The sequence below is a fragment of the Sinorhizobium prairiense genome, assembly GCF_029201645.2.
GTDB lineage: Bacteria > Pseudomonadota > Alphaproteobacteria > Rhizobiales > Rhizobiaceae > Sinorhizobium > Sinorhizobium meliloti_A.
Window position 1 is genome coordinate 2842718 of the sequence record NZ_CP104131.1, and the last position, 16565, is coordinate 2859282.

The 16565-nt window shown below is 64.2% G+C and carries 17 protein-coding genes and 2 pseudogenes; 10 read left to right on the forward strand and 9 right to left on the reverse strand.

Going from position 1 to position 16565, the window contains the following annotated elements:
- Positions 1–5: 5 nt before the first annotated feature.
- From tatA to ybaK, 3 genes are all read left to right on the forward strand, one after another.
- On the forward strand, positions 6–1175 hold the full coding sequence (gene tatA / locus N0Q91_RS16435; RefSeq protein ID WP_275596943.1) for a tyrosine aminotransferase: 1170 nt from the start codon (positions 6–8) through the stop codon (positions 1173–1175).
- A gap of 84 nt (positions 1176–1259) precedes the next feature.
- Complete coding sequence (locus N0Q91_RS16440; RefSeq protein WP_100669823.1) at positions 1260–1610, forward strand: ArsC family reductase; 351 nt, start codon at positions 1260–1262, stop codon at positions 1608–1610.
- A 3-nt stretch (positions 1611–1613) separates the two neighbouring features.
- Entirely contained in the window at positions 1614–2087 is a 474-nt protein-coding gene (ybaK, locus tag N0Q91_RS16445) for a Cys-tRNA(Pro) deacylase (RefSeq protein ID WP_018093914.1), read from the forward strand.
- Between the two features lie 25 nt (positions 2088–2112).
- Here the strand turns inward: ybaK and N0Q91_RS16450 are convergent, their stop codons facing one another.
- The gene (locus N0Q91_RS16450; RefSeq protein WP_275596944.1) at positions 2113–2565 is read right to left on the reverse strand and encodes a MarR family winged helix-turn-helix transcriptional regulator; all 453 of its coding nucleotides are present in this window, start codon (positions 2563–2565) and stop codon (positions 2113–2115) included.
- 80 nt (positions 2566–2645) lie between these two features.
- On the opposite strand from N0Q91_RS16450, the gene N0Q91_RS16455 reads away from it, so the two are divergent.
- Both N0Q91_RS16455 and N0Q91_RS16460 read left to right on the forward strand, forming a co-directional pair.
- Positions 2646–3332: a glutathione S-transferase family protein gene (locus N0Q91_RS16455; RefSeq protein WP_275596945.1), complete on the forward strand. Its 687-nt coding sequence runs from the start codon at positions 2646–2648 to the stop codon at positions 3330–3332.
- Positions 3333–3403: 71 nt separating this feature from the next.
- Positions 3404–4660, forward strand: coding sequence for an aminopeptidase (locus N0Q91_RS16460; RefSeq protein WP_275596946.1), 1257 nt, complete (start codon positions 3404–3406; stop codon positions 4658–4660).
- Positions 4661–4750: 90 nt separating this feature from the next.
- On the opposite strand, the gene N0Q91_RS16465 is transcribed toward N0Q91_RS16460, so the two are convergent.
- Positions 4751–5686: an EamA family transporter gene (locus N0Q91_RS16465; protein ID WP_275596947.1), complete on the reverse strand. Its 936-nt coding sequence runs from the start codon at positions 5684–5686 to the stop codon at positions 4751–4753.
- Positions 5687–5901: 215 nt separating this feature from the next.
- On the opposite strand from N0Q91_RS16465, the gene N0Q91_RS16470 reads away from it, so the two are divergent.
- Positions 5902–6396 (forward strand): MarR family winged helix-turn-helix transcriptional regulator, encoded by a 495-nt coding sequence (locus tag N0Q91_RS16470; protein ID WP_275596948.1) that lies wholly within the window; start codon positions 5902–5904, stop codon positions 6394–6396.
- 8 nt (positions 6397–6404) lie between these two features.
- Here the strand turns inward: N0Q91_RS16470 and N0Q91_RS16475 are convergent, their stop codons facing one another.
- From N0Q91_RS16475 to N0Q91_RS16485, 3 genes are all read right to left on the reverse strand, one after another.
- Complete coding sequence (locus N0Q91_RS16475; protein ID WP_275596949.1) at positions 6405–6995, reverse strand: NAD(P)H-dependent oxidoreductase; 591 nt, start codon at positions 6993–6995, stop codon at positions 6405–6407.
- Complete coding sequence (gene xseA / locus N0Q91_RS16480; RefSeq protein ID WP_275596950.1) at positions 6995–8575, reverse strand: exodeoxyribonuclease VII large subunit; 1581 nt, start codon at positions 8573–8575, stop codon at positions 6995–6997. The genes N0Q91_RS16475 and xseA overlap by 1 nt, the downstream gene beginning before the upstream one ends.
- A gap of 134 nt (positions 8576–8709) precedes the next feature.
- Complete coding sequence (locus tag N0Q91_RS16485) at positions 8710–9501, reverse strand: helix-turn-helix domain-containing protein (RefSeq protein ID WP_275596951.1); 792 nt, start codon at positions 9499–9501, stop codon at positions 8710–8712.
- A 126-nt stretch (positions 9502–9627) separates the two neighbouring features.
- Here N0Q91_RS16485 and N0Q91_RS16490 point away from each other — a divergent pair, with 126 nt between their 5' ends.
- Positions 9628–10038, forward strand: a complete 411-nt coding sequence (locus N0Q91_RS16490) for a hypothetical protein (protein WP_275596952.1) — start codon at positions 9628–9630, stop codon at positions 10036–10038.
- 44 nt (positions 10039–10082) lie between these two features.
- Here the strand turns inward: N0Q91_RS16490 and N0Q91_RS16495 are convergent.
- Positions 10083–11068, reverse strand: a pseudogene (locus N0Q91_RS16495) (Gfo/Idh/MocA family protein).
- Positions 11069–11285: 217 nt separating this feature from the next.
- Here N0Q91_RS16495 and N0Q91_RS16500 point away from each other — a divergent pair.
- Positions 11286–12236, forward strand: a complete 951-nt coding sequence (locus N0Q91_RS16500; RefSeq protein WP_275596953.1) for an aldo/keto reductase — start codon at positions 11286–11288, stop codon at positions 12234–12236.
- A 16-nt stretch (positions 12237–12252) separates the two neighbouring features.
- On the opposite strand, the pseudogene N0Q91_RS16505 reads toward N0Q91_RS16500, so the two are convergent.
- Both N0Q91_RS16505 and N0Q91_RS16510 read right to left on the reverse strand, forming a co-directional pair.
- A pseudogene (locus N0Q91_RS16505) lies at positions 12253–12884 on the reverse strand (hypothetical protein).
- 38 nt (positions 12885–12922) lie between these two features.
- On the reverse strand, positions 12923–13693 hold the full coding sequence (locus tag N0Q91_RS16510) for an SDR family oxidoreductase (RefSeq protein ID WP_100669835.1): 771 nt from the start codon (positions 13691–13693) through the stop codon (positions 12923–12925).
- Positions 13694–13914: 221 nt separating this feature from the next.
- On the opposite strand from N0Q91_RS16510, the gene N0Q91_RS16515 reads away from it, so the two are divergent.
- Complete coding sequence (locus N0Q91_RS16515; protein WP_018093900.1) at positions 13915–14406, forward strand: YciE/YciF ferroxidase family protein; 492 nt, start codon at positions 13915–13917, stop codon at positions 14404–14406.
- A 33-nt stretch (positions 14407–14439) separates the two neighbouring features.
- Here the strand turns inward: N0Q91_RS16515 and N0Q91_RS16520 are convergent, their stop codons facing one another.
- Positions 14440–15330 (reverse strand): LysR family transcriptional regulator, encoded by an 891-nt coding sequence (locus tag N0Q91_RS16520; RefSeq protein WP_275596954.1) that lies wholly within the window; start codon positions 15328–15330, stop codon positions 14440–14442.
- 185 nt (positions 15331–15515) lie between these two features.
- Here N0Q91_RS16520 and N0Q91_RS16525 point away from each other — a divergent pair, with 185 nt between their 5' ends.
- Positions 15516–16511: an aldo/keto reductase gene (locus N0Q91_RS16525; protein WP_275596955.1), complete on the forward strand. Its 996-nt coding sequence runs from the start codon at positions 15516–15518 to the stop codon at positions 16509–16511.
- Positions 16512–16565 lie beyond the last annotated feature (54 nt).

Genomic DNA, 16565 nt, shown 5'->3' on the forward strand with positions numbered 1-16565 from the left:
ACCGGATGTTCGACGCCCTCGCCCGCCAAGCCGACGATCCCTTGCTGGCCCTGATCGGCCTGTTCAGAAAGGATGAGCGCCCTGGAAAGGTCGATCTCGGCGTTGGTGTCTATCGCGACGAGACCGGACGCACGCCGATCTTCCGGGCCGTCAAGGCGGCGGAAAAGCGGCTTCTCGAGACACAGGACAGCAAGGCCTATATCGGCCCCGAAGGCGACCTCGTCTTCCTCGATCGGCTATGGGAACTCGTCGGCGGCGACACGGTCGAGCGGAGCCACGTTGCGGGCGTCCAGACGCCCGGCGGCTCCGGAGCCCTCCGCCTGGCGGCTGACCTCGTTGCGCGCATGGGCGGCCGAGGCATCTGGCTAGGGCTGCCGAGCTGGCCGAACCACGCGCCGATCTTCAAGGCCGCCGGGCTCGATATCGCCACCTACGACTTCTTCGACATTCCGTCGCAGTCGGTAATCTTCGATAACCTCGTGAGCGCGCTGGAAGGTGCCGCACCAGGCGACGCCGTGCTGCTGCATGCAAGCTGCCACAACCCGACCGGCGGCGTCCTGAGCGAAGCGCAATGGATGGAGATCGCCGCCCTGGTCGCCGAGCGCGGCCTGCTGCCGCTCGTCGACCTCGCCTATCAGGGGTTCGGCCGCGGGCTCGACCAGGATGTCGCGGGCCTCAGGCATCTTCTCGGCGTCGTCCCGGAAGCGCTCGTCGCGGTTTCCTGCTCGAAGTCCTTCGGGCTTTATCGCGAGCGCACGGGCGCGATCTTCGCGCGGACCAGCTCTTCTGCGTCGGCGGACAGGGTGCGCTCAAACCTCGCGGGCCTCGCCCGCACCAGCTATTCCATGCCGCCGGATCACGGCGCAGCGGTGGTGCGGACGATCCTTGACGACCCGGACCTCAGGCGCGACTGGGCGGAGGAGCTCGAGTCGATGCGGCTCAGGATGACCGGCCTGCGGCGGTCGCTTTCCGAGGGACTCCGCACCCGCTGGCAGAGCCTCGGCGCGGTCGCCGATCAGGAGGGCATGTTTTCCATGCTGCCGCTTTCCGAAGCGGAAGTGATGCGGCTGAGGACCGAGCACGGCATCTATATGCCGGCATCCGGCCGCATCAACATCGCCGGGCTCAAGACGGCGGAAGCCGCCGAGGTTGCCGGCAAGTTCACCAGTCTCTGATCTCTTGTCTTTTGCTCCGGGCCTTTTCCGACGCGCGGCGCCCGGCTATGTCCTCCCGCATCTGAAAGTACGGAGAGATTCGGCATGACGGTTACGATCTACGGCATCAAGAACTGCGACACGATGAAGAAGGCCCGGAACTGGCTCGACAGCCGCGGCACTTCCTACGATTTCCACGACTACAAGGCGGAAGGCATCGATCGCGCGCGACTCGAGCGCTGGTGCGCCGAACTCGGCTGGGAGACGCTGCTCAACCGCTCGGGCACCACCTTCCGCAAGCTGGATGAGGCCGACAAGCGGGACCTGACGGCCGACAAGGCGATCGCCCTGATGCTCGAGCAGCCGTCGATGATCAAGCGCCCGGTGCTCGAGGCCCAGGGCAGGCTGCTCGTCGGCTTCAAGCCGGAACTCTACGAAGCCGCGTTCGGGGCTTAGACCATGTCGAAGACGACCCGGGCGACGCAGGCTCTCGCAAAGGCCGGCGTGATCTTCACCGTTCACAGCTATGACTACGATCCCGGTGCCGAACGCGTCGGACTGCAGGCGGCTGAGGCGCTCGGCGAAGACCCTTCCCGCGTGCTGAAGACGCTGATGGCCGAGGTGGACGGCAAGCCGGTCTGCTGCATCGTGCCCTCGGACCGGGAGGTGAGCATGAAGAAGCTCGCCGCAGCCTTCGGCGGCAAGTCGGCAAGCATGATGAAGCCGGCGGACGCCGAACGGCTCACCGGCTATCACGTCGGCGGCATCAGCCCCTTCGGGCAAAGGAAGACCGTTCCGGCCGCAATCGAGGAAGCGGCGCTTGCCGAAGAACTGGTGTTCATCAATGGCGGGCAAAGAGGTCTGCAGGTACGGCTTGCACCGAAGGACGCGCAGGCCGTGTTGCGGGCAGTCGCCGCGCCTTTGATCGCCTGATCTCTGCGCAGAAGAAGGGCGCGCGTCAGCCGAGTCTCGAAAGCAGCGTCGCGAGCTCGCGTGCCTCTCCTTCGCTCAGTTTCGCGCCGACATGGCGCGCAATCGAAGGCGCATAGGTCTGCCACATGCGCTTCCGGGTGTCCCGCCCCTTCTCGGTCACCACGACCCAGCAGCCGCGGGCGTCTTCGTCGAAGGCCTTCCGTTGCACGAGTCCTTCCCTCTCCAGCCGGTCGATCAGGCGCGAAAGATTGTACTGGGCAAGCAGCGTGCGCGCCTCGATCTCGAAGGGGCGCAGTCTCCCGCCATCCGCCTTCACCAGTTCCCACAGCACGTCGTACCAGGCCAGCGGCGGCAGGTCCGCCTCCTTGAAATCCTTTTCGATGGCCGACAGCAGGCGCTGCTGTGCCCGCATCAGACCGATCCATGCAAGGGTAGCGGCCTCGGTCGGCTCGCTGCGTTCCGTCTTCTTCGTGCTCATAGATGCAATTACATCTATCTTGACCCATCTGGCAAGACAAGTTATATGCAGATGCATCTAAATCGAACCGGGAGCGACCGATGACCGCGCAACTCACCCTGATCAGCCACCATCTCTGCCCCTATGTGCAACGCGCCGCGATCGTGCTTGCGGAAAAGGGCGTGCCCTTCCAACGCGTCAATATCGATCTCGCCGACAAGCCGGACTGGTTCCTGAGGATTTCACCGCTCGGCAAGGTGCCGCTGCTGCGCATTCCCCAAAGCGGGAGCGAAGCGATCCTCTTCGAGAGCAGCGTCATCTGCGAGTATCTGGAGGAGACGCAGACCGGACCGAAGCTTCATCCCGCCGATCCGTTGCTGCGCGCGCGCCATCGCGGCTGGATGGAGTTCGGCTCTTCCATCCTTGCCGATCTCTGGGTCTACGAAACGACGCAGGACCCCGCGGCACTGGAGGCCAAGCGCAAGGTCCTCCAGGCGAAATTCGCGACCGTGGAGGCGGAGCTCGCCGGGGGTCCGTATTTTGCAGACAGCCGCTTCAGCCTCGTAGATGCGGTTTTCGCGCCGATCTTCCGCTATTTCGACGTGTTCGATCAGATCTCCGACCGCGGCATCTTCAAGGGCCTGCCGCGGGTCGTCGCCTGGCGCGAGGCGCTGGCCGGGAGGCCGAGCGTGAAAGCCGCAGTCGGCGAGGACTATCCGCAACGGCTGATGGCGTTCCTCGAGCAGCACCAAGCGGCGTTGCTCGACACCGGAAGAGTGGCGGCCTGAAGAACCCTTCTGTTTTCCGCGGAACCGGTCTAAAACCGCTGACATCCGTAAGAAGACGAGCAGGAGCCGCCATGAACGCCCCCCTCCAATCCACGAGGAATCCAATCGATCCCGTCAAGCTCGAAAAGCTCGCCGAGGTCGCCATCAAGATCGGTCTGCAATTGCAGAAGGGTCAGGACCTGGTGATGACCGCGCCGATCGCGGCGCTGCCGCTCGTGCGCCTCATCACCAAGCACGCCTATATGGCAGGCGCCGGACTGGTGACGACCTTCTACGCCGACGAGGAAGCGACGCTCGCCCGCTATGCCCATGCGCCCGACGAGAGCTTCGACCGCGCCAGCGACTGGCTCTATGAAGGCATGGCCAAAGCCTATGCGGGAGGAGCTGCGCGCCTGGCCATCGCCGGCGACAACCCGATGCTGCTTTCGGCTCAGGACCCGGCGAAGGTCGCCCGCGCCAACAAGGCGAACTCGATCGCCTACAAGCCGGCGCTCGAGAAGATCTCCAATTTCGACATCAACTGGAACATCGTCTCCTATCCGAACCCCTCCTGGGCGAAGCAGATGTTCCCGGACGATCCGGAAGCGGTCGCCGTCGAAAAACTCGCAAACGCCATCTTCGCAGCGTCGCGGGTCGACGTCGACGATCCGATCGCCGCATGGAAGGACCATAATGCCGAGCTGCACCGGCGCTCGGCCTGGCTGAACGGAGAGCGCTTCGCCGCCCTGCATTTCACCGGGCCCGGCACCGACCTCACCGTCGGACTCGCCGATGGGCATGAGTGGCACGGCGGCGCCTCGGTCGCCAAGAACGGCATCACCTGCAATCCGAACATCCCGACCGAGGAGGTGTTTACGACGCCGCACGCGCTGCGCGTCGAAGGCCATGTTTCGAGCACCAAACCGCTCTCCCACCAGGGCACGCTGATCGACAATATTAAGGTGCGTTTCGAAGCCGGCCGGATCGTCGAGGCCAAGGCTTCGCGGGGCGAAGAGGTGCTGAACAAGGTGCTCGATACCGACGAGGGCGCCCGGCGGCTCGGCGAAGTGGCGCTGGTGCCCCATTCCTCGCCGATTTCGGCCAGCGGCGTCCTCTTCTACAACACCCTCTTCGACGAGAATGCCTCCTGCCACATCGCGCTCGGCCAGTGCTATTCGAAGTGCTTCCTCGACGGTGCAAGCCTCAGCCAGGAGCAGATCCGCGCCCAGGGCGGCAATTCGAGCCTGATCCACATCGACTGGATGATCGGTTCCGGCGAGGTGGACATCGACGGGGTTCGCGCGGACGGCGCCCGTGTGCCCGTGATGCGCAAAGGCGAGTGGGCCTGATCGTTTTGCGGCATGGCGGTGCCCCTCATCCGCCTGCCGCACCTTCTTCCTGCGGACGCGCGAAGCAGACTCGCGGCAAAACCCGGCGTATCATTGCGGACATCCGCTCTCTCCGCTTGCGGGGAGAAGGTCGGTCCTCTGGTTAAACCCGAAGAGAGGGGCGGATGCCGCGCGGCGCGTCGCCTGTGCATACTGACTCATCCACACGCTTGCGAAGACGGTTGCGATCCCGAGCACCTGCACCGCCGTCAGCTGCTGATCGAGTACGGTCCAGCCGATGAGGATCGCGACGACCGGGCTCAAGAAGCCGAGCGGCGAAACCTGGGAGGGTTCGAGCCGCGATAACCCGCGGAACCAGAGCAGGTAGGTGAAGGCCGTGCCGATCAGACCGAGATAGGTAAAGCCCAGAATATTGGCTGCAGTGAGCGATGGCAAAGAGGGTTCCAGCAGGAAGGCGACCGGCACCAGAAGCAGTCCGCCGGCCGCCAATTGCCAGGCGGTGAAGGTGAGCGGCGAGACCGGCGGCGTCCAGTGTCGGCTCAGCACCGTGCCGAATGCCATGGAGACGGCGCCTGCCAAGCCAGCCGCGACGCCCACCGGATCCAGCGCCGCTTTCGGCGTCAGCACCAGGAGCGCGACCCCCGCCATGCCGGCAACGCCGGCAACGACGCTCAAGGCACGGGCCGGCGAGCCGAGAACGATGCGCGACAGGACGATCACGATCAATGGCTGAATGGCTCCGACGGTTGCCGCAACACCGCCGGGCAGCCGGTAGGCGGAAACGAAAAGCATCGTCTGGAAGAACGAGAAGTTGAGCGCGCCGAGCACGAAACTGCGCGCCAGCCATACACCCGTCGGCATTTGCCGGACGACAAGCAGCAGCAGCAGCCCTGCCGGAAGCGCCCTGAGCATTGCGACCGTGACCGGGTAACCCGCCGGCAGAAATTCCGTTGTGACCAGATAGGTACTGCCCCATATGGCCGGCGCTATGGCCGTAAGCAGAATATCGGAGCTGCGGATACCCATAACTTCACCTCAAGAATCTCTACGTCAAGATAACTCTAATCCAATTTATCTTGACGTCAAGATACATGGTGGCTACGACTTCAGAAAGGATGAAGCGTTCACTCCGATCGCTAGAGCATTTCAACGTTTCATAGAAACACTGAAATGCTCTAACGATTTGATCCAACGCACTTCCGGACGGAAAACCGTTACACACTTTTCCTGGAAGTACTCTAATGCAGACGGATATGGATCACGTAGACAAAATCCTGGCGCAGTGGCGCAGAGAGCGGCCGGAGCTGGATGTGACGGCCATGGGTCTGCTCGGCCGACTATCGCGGCTCCGGGCCCATCTCGCTCGTGAGGTGGAAAGCACCCTTGCCGAACACGGCCTGAACTCGGCGAGTTTCGACGTGCTCGCAACGCTGCGGCGCTCCGGCCCGCCCTTCCGGCTCTCGCCGGGCGATCTGTTGGGAACGACGATGGTCACCTCCGGCACGATGACCAACCGCATCGACCAGCTCGAGAAAGCTGGGCTTGTCGAACGCCTGGACAATCCGGAAGACCGGCGCGGCGTCCTCATCGCCCTGACACCGCAGGGTCTCAAGCGCGTGGACGCCGCAGTCACTGATCATGTCGCCAACCAGCAGCGCCTCGTTGCAGGCATAGAACCCGACGAACGGGAGGCTCTGGACGCGCTGCTCAGGAAATTCCTCGCGGTCTTCGAATAGGTCGCCGGTCAGATCCGGCTCACCAGAGCCCTCACACGCTGGAGATGGCGTTTCCGCTTCGCCTCCGTCACCCGATCCATGTCGTGCAGAGTGAGCATGCGGAAGTCCAGCCTCTTGCCGCAGAAGGCGGCGATGCCGCGCTTCAGCAGCCGCCGCACCGGATTTCCCATGTAGAGATGCACGACCCACCAGGGGGACCCGGTACTGGTCAGCGCCCAGAACAGCTTAATGTTGCCGAGGCGAGGAATGATACGGCCGCCCGCCGCATCATGGTCGAAAGCGACCCCGGGCGCAAAGACGCGATCGAAGAAACCTTTGAGGATCGCCGGAAAATTGAACCACCATTGCGGAAAGACGAGCACGAGTCCGTCCGCAGCCCGCAGCCGATCGATCCAGCGCGATACCCCGGAGGCGTCGTAACCTTTATCGAAATAGCTGCCCCGCTCGGCCACGGTCAGCCGCGGATCGAATCCTTCGCGATAAAGGTCGAGCAGATCGACCGTATGGCCTTTGGCCTCGAGCGTCTCCCTGGCCACGCGCGCGACACTCGCAGCGAAGCTCTCTTCTAGCGGATGGGCGAGCACCATCAGGATATGCATCAGAAGAGGCTGCCCTGCTTCGTCGGCTCGCCGGAGCGCGCAGGCCGCTTCTTCGGTGACTGCGGCGGAGTGCCGTCCTCGCCGGCGACCGCCGCCACGCGGCCATCGGCGAATTCCAGCGAAAGCGCCATCCCGGGATGCACGGCAGCTGCCTGTTTCACCGGCTCGCCCGCGGCATCGCGCACCAGCGCGAAGCCCCGCTGCAGAACGCTGTGATAGGAGAGCGACTGCAGCACGCGGTCCTGCGCCGAAAGCGCGCTTTTCATCCTGCGCAGATCGGCGGCGATCGCCGCATCCCCACGCCTGCTCAGGCTGGAGACGCGATCCGATGCGCGATGAACCTGGCCGATCAGCCGTGACGGCAGAACGCGGAGCGAGGCATCGGCGGACGAAATGCGCTGAGCGCCACGTTGAAGCTTGCGCTCGACGATGCGCTCGGCCCGGTTTACGGCATCTAAGACGCGCTGGCGCCGATCGACGATCCTTGCGGTCAGGAGCTCCGGCCGGAGATGGGCCGCATTGCGCTCGAAGCTTCGCCGCTTATTGGCCGTGTTCATCTGGAGGCCACGGCCGAGTCCGGCGGCCGCCTCGTCGAAGCGACGCCGCGGCAGGCCGAGCAATTGGTCGAGCGAGGGCAGCGCCCGTGCAAGCGAACGCAGCGTCTGGCGGCGATTGTCCATCTGCCGCGCCGCGGCGCCCTTGAGCCGGGCTGCGAGACCGGCGAGCTGGGCCTCGAGATCGGCCTTCACCGGTACCGCCATCTCGGCTGCACCGGTCGGCGTCGGCGCCCGCTGGTCGGCCGCATGATCGATCAGCGTCCAGTCCGTCTCGTGACCGACGGCCGAGATCAGAGGGATGGCGGAAGCCGCCGCGGCGCGCACCATCGCCTCGTCGTTGAAGCACCAGAGATCCTCGAGGCTGCCGCCGCCGCGCGCGACGATCAGCACGTCGGGCCGAGGAATGGCGCCGCCCGGCTGCAGCGCGTTGAAACCCTCGATCGCGGCCACGATCTCCTCGCAGGCGCCGTCGCCCTGCACGCGCACCGGCCAGACGATGACATGGACCGGGAAACGGTCGGCAATGCGGTGCAGGATGTCGCGGATCACAGCCCCGGTCGGCGAGGTCACGACGCCGATGACCCTCGGCATGAAGGGCAGCGGCCGCTTGCGGCCCGCATCGAAAAGCCCTTCCGCGGCAAGCTTACGCTTGCGTTCCTCGATCAGCGCCATCAGCGCACCTGCACCCGCGGGCTCCAGCGAGTCGATGACGATCTGGTACTTGGACGAGCCGGGGAAAGTCGTGACCCGGCCGGTCGCGATCACCTCCATCCCCTCCTCCGGCCGGAACTTCAGCCGCGCGAAGGTGCCCTTCCAGACGACCGCGTCGATGCGGGCGCGATCGTCCTTCAAGGCAAAATACGCATGGCCGGAGGAATGCGGACCGCGATAGCCCGAAATCTCGCCCCGCACCCGGACATGCTCGAAGGTCTGCTCGATCGTGCGCTTGATCGAGCCGGACAGTTCCGACACCGAATATTCGGCGACGTTGGAGGGAGATTCGGAATCAAAGAACGAAGTCATACGTCACTTGTAGCCGACAGCGCGGCGAAGATCAGCAGCAAGGCGCGTTTTTCTACATCGTTTCCCGTCCCGTGTGGAATGGTGAAACGATCCGGAGCAATTCTGGAAGAGTGTGCGCCTCTCCCGATATTGCTCTATTGGACGTCGCGCCCGCCCTGCCCGAAGAAGCGCCGGGTCGCGTCGTCGGCCGGAAAGAAGGATTCGATCAGAACGCCCTCGACGAGCGCGTCCTGAGTCGAGCCGAAGGTCGAAAGCGTCGTGATGAAGCTAAGCGACGCTTCGCCGACGCGCAGTTCGATGGGCAGCACCGGCAAGCGGTCCGTCGCCGGGAAGTTCTCGATCGCCATTGCCACCGCCGGGTCGGCAACCAGCCTGTCCAGCCTTCGCTGCAATGGGCTGCGCGGCCCCTGCAGCCACGCCTCCATGCGAACCCGCTGAACGAGATCGGCTGCGGCGGCTTCCCAATTGACCACGAGACCGCGGACCTTCTCCGCACCGAGAAAGCCGTCGAGGAAGTTCTCCCCCGGCTTGAACGGAACGCCCGTGGCACCGACAAGCGCCTCGAAAGCCGGATTGGTCAGCAGCACCGTATACTGATGGTCGAAAACGAGGCCCGGATAGGGATCGTGCCGGTCGAGCATCAGCCGGATGGCATGCGCGACAGCCGGAGGCATTGCATCGAGACCCGTCGCAGGCCGCGCCGCAACGCGCGGCCTGTAGCCCGCCGCGGTGAAGAGCGTGCCCTGTTCACGCGCGGGGACGTCGAGAACCGAGGCGAGCCGCAGGATCATTCCCTCGGACGGCTTGGAGCGGCCCGTCTCCAGAAACGAGAGATGGCGCGCGGAAATGCCCGCCGCCATTGCGAGGTCGAGTTGGCTCATGCGGCGATGTCCTCGCCATTCCTTCAGGCGGCTGCCGAATTCCATTCTTATCTTCCCTGTTGCGGGGGCAGCGTCGCCCGAACGCGGCACAAAATCCATTACCTCGGAGGTAATTGGTTTAATGACCGCTCTGGTCCAGCATCTGCCCATCGACAACCGATGGAGACAGATATGTTCGACCTTTCCACCCGCTCTCTTCTCAACAAGACATTTCTCGCCGACGGCATCTTTTCGCTGATCGCCGGCTCGGCTCTCCTCGCGGCAGCGCCACCGCTTGCGGCGGTCGTCAGTCCCGCCCTGTCGCCTGCGGTGATCATGGCGCTTGGCGCTGGGCTCCTCGTCTGGGGCGCCTTCCACCTTGCCGCCGCCAGAAAAGAAGGGCCGAGGGCCCTCGCAACGCGGATCAGCATCGCCGGCGACATACTCTGGCAGGTCGGAAGCCTCGCCATTCTTGCGTCTGCCTATTCGGCCTTGACGATCGCAGGAATGGCGCTGATCGTCGTGGCCATGGTGGGCGTCGCCGACTTTCTCTTCTTCAAGATGCGGGGCGCGTCTCAGGCGCGGCTGATCCAGGCGGCATGAAAGGATAAGCCCGGCGCAAAAGGCGCCGGGCCGATCCTTTAGCTTCAGACGGGCTCCCAGCCGTCTTTTCGCTGGCGCGGTAGATCGCGTCGATGAACATCTGGTTCAGGCGCGAGTTTTCCAGCGTCACCACGTCCTCCGCTTCACCTTTCGCAGCACGTGCGAAGGCCTCGGCCTCGAGCTTGTACTGACGCGCATCCTGGAAGCGGAAGAGCTGCGACTGGCCGTGGTTCTGGTTGGTCAATTCCACCTCTTCCCGGCCGTAGCGATCGGCATTGAAGGGCGATTTCACCTCGATGTAGCCCTTGTCGCCGTGGAAGACCATGACCTGGCGGGCGGCGAGCTGTGTCGAGATATAGAAGCTCAGCTCGAAATCGCCGAAGTCGGCACGAACGCTCGAATAGATGTCGGTGCCGAATTCCGGATCGCGCTCGGTACTGGCCTGGACGCGCAGCGGCTCCCTGCCGGTCGAAAACCGGGTCGTGATTGCCGGATAGACGCCGATATCCGGCAGACCGCCGCCGCCGAGCGAGGGGACGTTGCGCATGTTGCCGGGATCGCGGTTGTAATAGGTGAAGGCGCCCTGGACATGCCTGAGGCGCCCGATGGCACCTTCCGCTATGAGCGAGCGCACCTTTCGCCAGACGGGGCTGTAGGTCACCATATAGGCTTCCGAGATCAGTACCTTGTTGCGCTCGCGCGCCGCGATCACGGCGTCGATCTCTGCGGCCTTGAGCGCCAGCGGCTTCTCGCAGAGCACATGCTTGCCGGCATCCGCCGCCTTGATCGCCCATTCGACATGTTGCGACGTCGGCAGCGGGATATAGACGGCGTCGATCGTGTCGGAGGCGAGCATCTCCTCATAGGAGCCGAAGGCATGCGGCACGGAAAAACGGTCGGCCATGGTCCTCGCCTTGGCGAGATCGCGGCTCGCGATCGCCGTGACGACGCAGTTCTCGGCGTCCTGGATGGCGGGTACGACGAGCTCGCGGCCGATCTTGGCCGTCGACAAAATTCCGAAACGCAGCATGAGGCAGACTCCTTTTCGTGCGCGCCGCAAAGGACGCGCGACATTCCCCTGGGTCACTAGCTGCGCCGAGACTATCCCCGAGGTACGTACCTAGCAAGCCGTGGCGAGGTCAGAAAAACCACGAATGCCGGTGTCATTCGATGGCGAGCTGGCCTATGTTTTTGCCGCAATCCTCCCCATCGCAGCTTGTTTTCATCCAACCACATGGAGCGAAACCATGAAAATGCGCAGACTTGGCCGTACCGGCCTCTCGATTGCCCCGCTCGTCTTCGGCGGCAACGTCTTCGGCTGGACCGCGGATGAGAAAACGTCGTTCTCGCTTCTCGATGCCTTTTTCGATGCAGGTTTTAACGCCGTCGACACCGCCGACGTCTATTCCTCCTGGGCGCCGGGCAACAGAGGCGGCGAGTCGGAAACGATCATCGGCAAATGGCTGAAGCAATCCGGACGCTCGCGCGACAGCGCCGTCATCGTCACCAAGGTCGGTTCGGAGCTCGGACCCGACCGCAAGGGCCTCTCGCGGCACTGGATCATGCAGGCAGTCGAGGAATCGCTGAAACGCCTGCAGACCGATTATATCGACCTCTATCTCTCCCACTGGCCGGACCCCGACACACCCTATGAAGAGACGCTTGCCGCCTACGATGCGCTTCTCTCCCAGGGCAAGCTGCGGGCGATCGGCGCATCGAATCTCGATGCGCAGCAGATGCGCGACGCTCTCGACGTCGCGGCGGCGAACGGCCTGCCCCGCTACGACGTGCTGCAGCCCGAATACAATCTCTACGACCGCGCTTCCTATGACGGTCCGCTGCGCAATCTCTGCATCGCCGAGGAGATCGGCGTCATCACCTATTTCAGCCTTGCGAGAGGCTTTCTTTCCGGCAAGTACCGCTCACACAAGGATCTGGAAGGCTCCGCTCGCGGCGGCGGCGTCGAAAAATATCTCGACGGACGCGGCATGCGGATTCTCGGCGTCTTGGATGAAATCGCCGAGGAGACCGGCGCGAAACAGGCGGAGATCGCGCTGGCCTGGATCATCGCCCGCGACGGCGTCACCGCACCGATCGCCAGCGCCACCAATGCCGACCAGCTGGCAAGTCTGGTGAGATCGGCGGAATTGACGTTGCCGGAAGAGGCGATAAGACGGCTGAACGAAGTGAGCGAATAGAGGGGATTTGCCCTCGTCAGGAAGACCCGCCCCCGGCCGCAAGCTTCGGAAACCCTGGGTAAAGTTGCGCATGACTGCCCTCGTGGTTGGCCATGCCGGGCCTGGTCAGCAGCCCGCGCGGCTCGGCGTAGCTGCTGATCCTGCGGCGCGGCCTCTCGTGCCACTGGATGTTGAAGGCCCAAAGCTTGGGAAAAAGCAGAGCGAGGCGTAGGGAAGGTGGTCGTGAATCCACCAGGCCAGGCTCTGCCAGCCGCCTTCGTGACGTTCCCGGTCCCAGACCCAGGGAATGGCGATGCAGGCGGTGGCCCCCATGCAGCCCTCCGCATCGCGCATGTCCCAGATATGGTCGGCGGCCGTTGCCGCATTCGTCGAGCAGTTGAGCCTGTTGGCGTTGCCGAAGGCGTTCACGGCACGGTTTCGGTAGCCCGAGCGGATGTGCAGCCGACCGAAGGTCGCCTCGAGCGGTTCCAGAAGTTCGCCGCACAGTTTCCGTCCGGCCTCGATCGCCAGTTCCGGATCGTCGGGGATATTCGGAATCCCGTAGAACTCCGCGATCTCGGAGTGAAGGAAATCGCGCAGGAAAAAGTTCTTCGAGAGGCGTACGCGCCCGAGGTCTTCAAGCGATTTCATCGACCCAGGTTTCTTCATGCTTCCCTGCTTTCAGTTGCTGTGCTCACGCTCTGCGCTCACGCCTTCGCCACCGAAGCGCCGCCGTCGGCCAGCAGCGCCGCGCCGGTCACGAAGCTGGCACCGTCCGAGGCGAGATAAAGCGCCGCTTCGGCGATTTCCTCGGGTCGCGCAATGCGCTTCAATGCGTGCAGTCCTTCCACGAAACCGCGCGTCTCGGGCGCCGCTCCCGGGAGGTTCGCGAAATTGGCGGGCGTGTCGGTGCCGCCGGGCAGCAGCGCGTTCACGCGGATGCCGCGCGCGCCAAGCTCGACGGCCAGCGCCTGCACCAGCCCGATCAGTCCCGCCTTGCTCGCCGCATAGGGGGCGACCCCGGCAAAGCCGGCCGTGTGGCCGACGAAGCTCGAAGTGAAGGTGAGCGAACCACCGCCCCGCGCCGCGATTGCCGGAACCTGATACTTCACCGCCAGGAAGGCGCTCGTCAAATTGGTATCGAGCGTCTCGCGCCAGCCTTCGACGCTGAGCGACGAAATCTCTCCCATCGCACCGAGCGCCCCGGCATTGTTGAAGGCGGTATCGAGCCCGCCGAAGCGGCGCACCGCCAGTTCGACCAGCGCCTCATGCAGGGCTTCGTCGCGCACGTCGCCGGCAAGCGCTGCCGCCTCGCCGCCCTCTCGGGCGATCTCGTCGGTAAGCTCCGCAAGCGCATTCTCGTTGCGGGCGGTGACCACGACCTTTGCCGCCTCGCGCGCAAAGAGCAGCGCGGCGGCGCGGCCGATACCCGAGCTTGCGCCGGTGACGATCGCGATCTTACCTTCCAGTCTCGACATGATTCTTCTCCATCCGATTGCGTTGACGGCGGGACCATTGCCGATGCGCAACGCTGCAACCACCCGATTTCCGCCTGAAGTGAAACAGACACCCTTCGCGAAAGCGACGAATTTGACCCGCGTCTCACGCGCTTTTTGCAGTCGCGAGGAACAAATCTTCGCCCTTTGCTGTTGATTGCGGGTCGAAGGCAACACGAAGCAGACGAGGAAGGAAACCCGAAATGGCCAAAGAAAAAACGCTGGACGACCTGTTCCACGATACGCTCAAGGACATCTATTATGCCGAGCGGAAAATCCTGAAGGCTTTGCCGAAAATGGCGCGCGCAGCCCAGGCCCCTGAGCTGAAGGCCGCGTTCGAGAAGCACAAGGAGCAGACCGAGACCCATGTGGAGCGGCTGCAGCAGGTATTCGAAATGATCGGCAAGCGCCCGCAGGGCAAGACCTGCGAGGCGATCGAGGGCATCGTCGCCGAGGGCGAAGAGATCATGGACGAATTCAAGGGCACGGCCGCGCTCGATGCGGGCCTCATCTCCGCCGCGCAAGCGGTCGAGCATTATGAAATCTCCCGCTACGGCACCCTGAAGACCTGGGCAAAGACCATCGGTCTCAAGGATGCGGTATCGCTGCTCGACGCGACTTTGAAGGAAGAAGTCGTCACCGACGAGGACCTGACGAAACTCGCGATGGCCCAAGTGAACAAGAAGGCCGCGTAAGCCGTCACGACGGCCGGCGCTCCCCGCCGGCCGTCACCCGCTGTGGCGGAAGAAATCGATGAAGGCCCGGAGCGCCGGACGCATCAGCCGGCGGGTCGGATAATAGAGGAAGGGGCCCGCATAGGGCGCGCACCAGTCCTCGAGCACCCGGACCAATTTGCCCTCACCTACATATCCGCTGACGCGCGGCTCGAAGAGATAGGCGAGCCCCGCACCGCCGATCGCGGCCTCGATGATCGGCCGGTCCTCGCCCATAATGAGCGGGCCGTTCACCGAAACGGTCAGTTCCTCCCCCTCTTTCTCGAACTCCCAGCGATATAGGGTGCCGTTGGAGAAGCGGCGGCGGATGCAGCGATGGCCCGCCAGATCGCGCGGGTGCCGCGGCCGCTGGAAGCGCTCGAAATAGGTCGGTGCGGCGACGACCGCGCTTTTCAGCTCCGGCCCGACCTTCACCGCGACCATGTCGGCCTCCAGGCTCTCGCCGAGCCTGATGCCGGCGTCATAGCCCTCCTCGACAATATCGGTGAAGCCGTCCTCATTGGCGATTTCGAGAACGATGTCCGGATAGCGCCCGAGGAAGTCGCCAAGGCGCGGCGCCAGAATGAGGTCGGCTGCAAAACGAGGGGCGGTGACGCGCAGTTTTCCGGCCGGACGATCGCGCGCCTCCGCCGCCCGCTGCAGCGCCTCGGCAATGTCGTCGAGCGCCGGCCGCAGCCGCTCCAGCAGGCGCTTTCCCTCCTCCGTGGCCGCGACGCTGCGCGTCGTGCGCGCGAGGAGACGAACGCCGAGGCTCGCTTCCAGACTGCCCACGGCGTGGCTGACGGCAGATGGCGCGATGCCGAGTTCCTTCGCCGCCCCGCGAAAGCTGCCATGGGCGGCGACGGCGGAAAGGACGGCCAGTTGGGAGAGCTGTGTGCGGTTCATTGATCGAAATAATAGAACAGCCCGTGAGAATTGACAGAGATTTTCAACCGGCCGCGCGGCACCTATCTTCGCCTTGTCGTCGGGCCCGTGCCGAAAGGCTCAGTCCAGCGATATGCTTCTCCATCTTCTTCGCGAACGCCGTATGCCACCCCGCAGGCCGCGCGTTCAGCCCGAAAGGAAATCCAATGAAGACCCGCAAGCTCGGCAATGAACTCACCGTTTCGGCCGTCGGCCTCGGCTGCATGGGCATGAGCTTCGCCTATGGCGAAGCCGACGAGAGCCAATCGATCCGCACGCTACACCGCGCCATCGAACTCGGCGTCGACTTCTTCGATACGGCGGAAGTTTATGGGCCTTATGAGAACGAGAAGCTCCTGGGCAAGGCGCTGAAGAGCCGGCGAGACCAGGTGGTGATCGCCACCAAGTTCGGTTTCCGCATCGACCCGGGCAAACCCGCCGCCGAAGCGATCAAAGGCGTCGATGGCCGGCCGGAAAATGCGAAAGCCGTCGCCGAGGCCTCCCTCAAGCGACTCGGGACGGACGTCATCGACCTCTATTACCAGCACCGCGTCGATCCCGCCGTGCCGATCGAGGAAACCGTCGGCGCGATGGCGGAACTGGTGAAGGAGGGCAAGGTGCGCGCACTCGGGCTTTCCGAGGCAAGCGCTGCCACCATACGCCGTGCCCATGCCGTGCATCCGATCGCAGCGATACAAAGCGAGTATTCGCTCTGGTCGCGCGACCCGGAACAGGAGGTGCTCGACACCTGCCGCGAACTGGGGATCGGCTTCGTGCCCTATAGTCCGCTCGGGCGCGGCATGCTGACAGGCACCATCCGCAAGGTCGAAGATCTCGCTGCCGACGATTTCCGCCGGTCGCTGCCGCGCTTCCAACAGGAGAACTTCGAGGCCAACGCCGCGCTGGTCGCAACCCTCGAAAGGCTGGCCGCGGAAAGAGGCGTGACGGCCGCCCAACTCGCACTCGCCTGGGTGGTCAACCAGGGAGATGACATCGTTCCGATCCCGGGCGCGCGCAGGATCGAGCATCTGGAGCAGAACGTGGCTGCCGCCGGAATCGTCCTCACCGACAGGGAACGCGCCGAACTCGGCGAAGCGCTCTCTCCAACGCTGGTCGCTGGAAAACGCTATTCCGATGCGTCGCTGGCACTGACGAACAGGTGAAGACCCGACCGGCAGCGTCGAAGTCCTGGAGGGCATCGCAATTCCATTGCGATG

What these genes read in the sequence shown, in the direction of transcription:
- tatA (WP_275596943.1), top strand. Translation starts at nt 6, where the DNA reads ATGTTCGACGCCCTCGCCCGCCAAGCCGACGATCCCTTGCTGGCCCTG.
- N0Q91_RS16440 (WP_100669823.1), top strand. Translation starts at nt 1,260, where the DNA reads ATGACGGTTACGATCTACGGCATCAAGAACTGCGACACGATGAAGAAG.
- ybaK (WP_018093914.1), top strand. Translation starts at nt 1,614, where the DNA reads ATGTCGAAGACGACCCGGGCGACGCAGGCTCTCGCAAAGGCCGGCGTG.
- N0Q91_RS16450 (WP_275596944.1), bottom strand. Translation starts at nt 2,565, where the DNA reads ATGAGCACGAAGAAGACGGAACGCAGCGAGCCGACCGAGGCCGCTACC.
- N0Q91_RS16455 (WP_275596945.1), top strand. Translation starts at nt 2,646, where the DNA reads ATGACCGCGCAACTCACCCTGATCAGCCACCATCTCTGCCCCTATGTG.
- N0Q91_RS16460 (WP_275596946.1), top strand. Translation starts at nt 3,404, where the DNA reads ATGAACGCCCCCCTCCAATCCACGAGGAATCCAATCGATCCCGTCAAG.
- N0Q91_RS16465 (WP_275596947.1), bottom strand. Translation starts at nt 5,686, where the DNA reads ATGGGTATCCGCAGCTCCGATATTCTGCTTACGGCCATAGCGCCGGCC.
- N0Q91_RS16470 (WP_275596948.1), top strand. Translation starts at nt 5,902, where the DNA reads ATGCAGACGGATATGGATCACGTAGACAAAATCCTGGCGCAGTGGCGC.
- N0Q91_RS16475 (WP_275596949.1), bottom strand. Translation starts at nt 6,995, where the DNA reads ATGCATATCCTGATGGTGCTCGCCCATCCGCTAGAAGAGAGCTTCGCT.
- xseA (WP_275596950.1), bottom strand. Translation starts at nt 8,575, where the DNA reads ATGACTTCGTTCTTTGATTCCGAATCTCCCTCCAACGTCGCCGAATAT.
- N0Q91_RS16485 (WP_275596951.1), bottom strand. Translation starts at nt 9,501, where the DNA reads ATGGAATTCGGCAGCCGCCTGAAGGAATGGCGAGGACATCGCCGCATG.
- N0Q91_RS16490 (WP_275596952.1), top strand. Translation starts at nt 9,628, where the DNA reads ATGTTCGACCTTTCCACCCGCTCTCTTCTCAACAAGACATTTCTCGCC.
- N0Q91_RS16500 (WP_275596953.1), top strand. Translation starts at nt 11,286, where the DNA reads ATGAAAATGCGCAGACTTGGCCGTACCGGCCTCTCGATTGCCCCGCTC.
- N0Q91_RS16510 (WP_100669835.1), bottom strand. Translation starts at nt 13,693, where the DNA reads ATGTCGAGACTGGAAGGTAAGATCGCGATCGTCACCGGCGCAAGCTCG.
- N0Q91_RS16515 (WP_018093900.1), top strand. Translation starts at nt 13,915, where the DNA reads ATGGCCAAAGAAAAAACGCTGGACGACCTGTTCCACGATACGCTCAAG.
- N0Q91_RS16520 (WP_275596954.1), bottom strand. Translation starts at nt 15,330, where the DNA reads ATGAACCGCACACAGCTCTCCCAACTGGCCGTCCTTTCCGCCGTCGCC.
- N0Q91_RS16525 (WP_275596955.1), top strand. Translation starts at nt 15,516, where the DNA reads ATGAAGACCCGCAAGCTCGGCAATGAACTCACCGTTTCGGCCGTCGGC.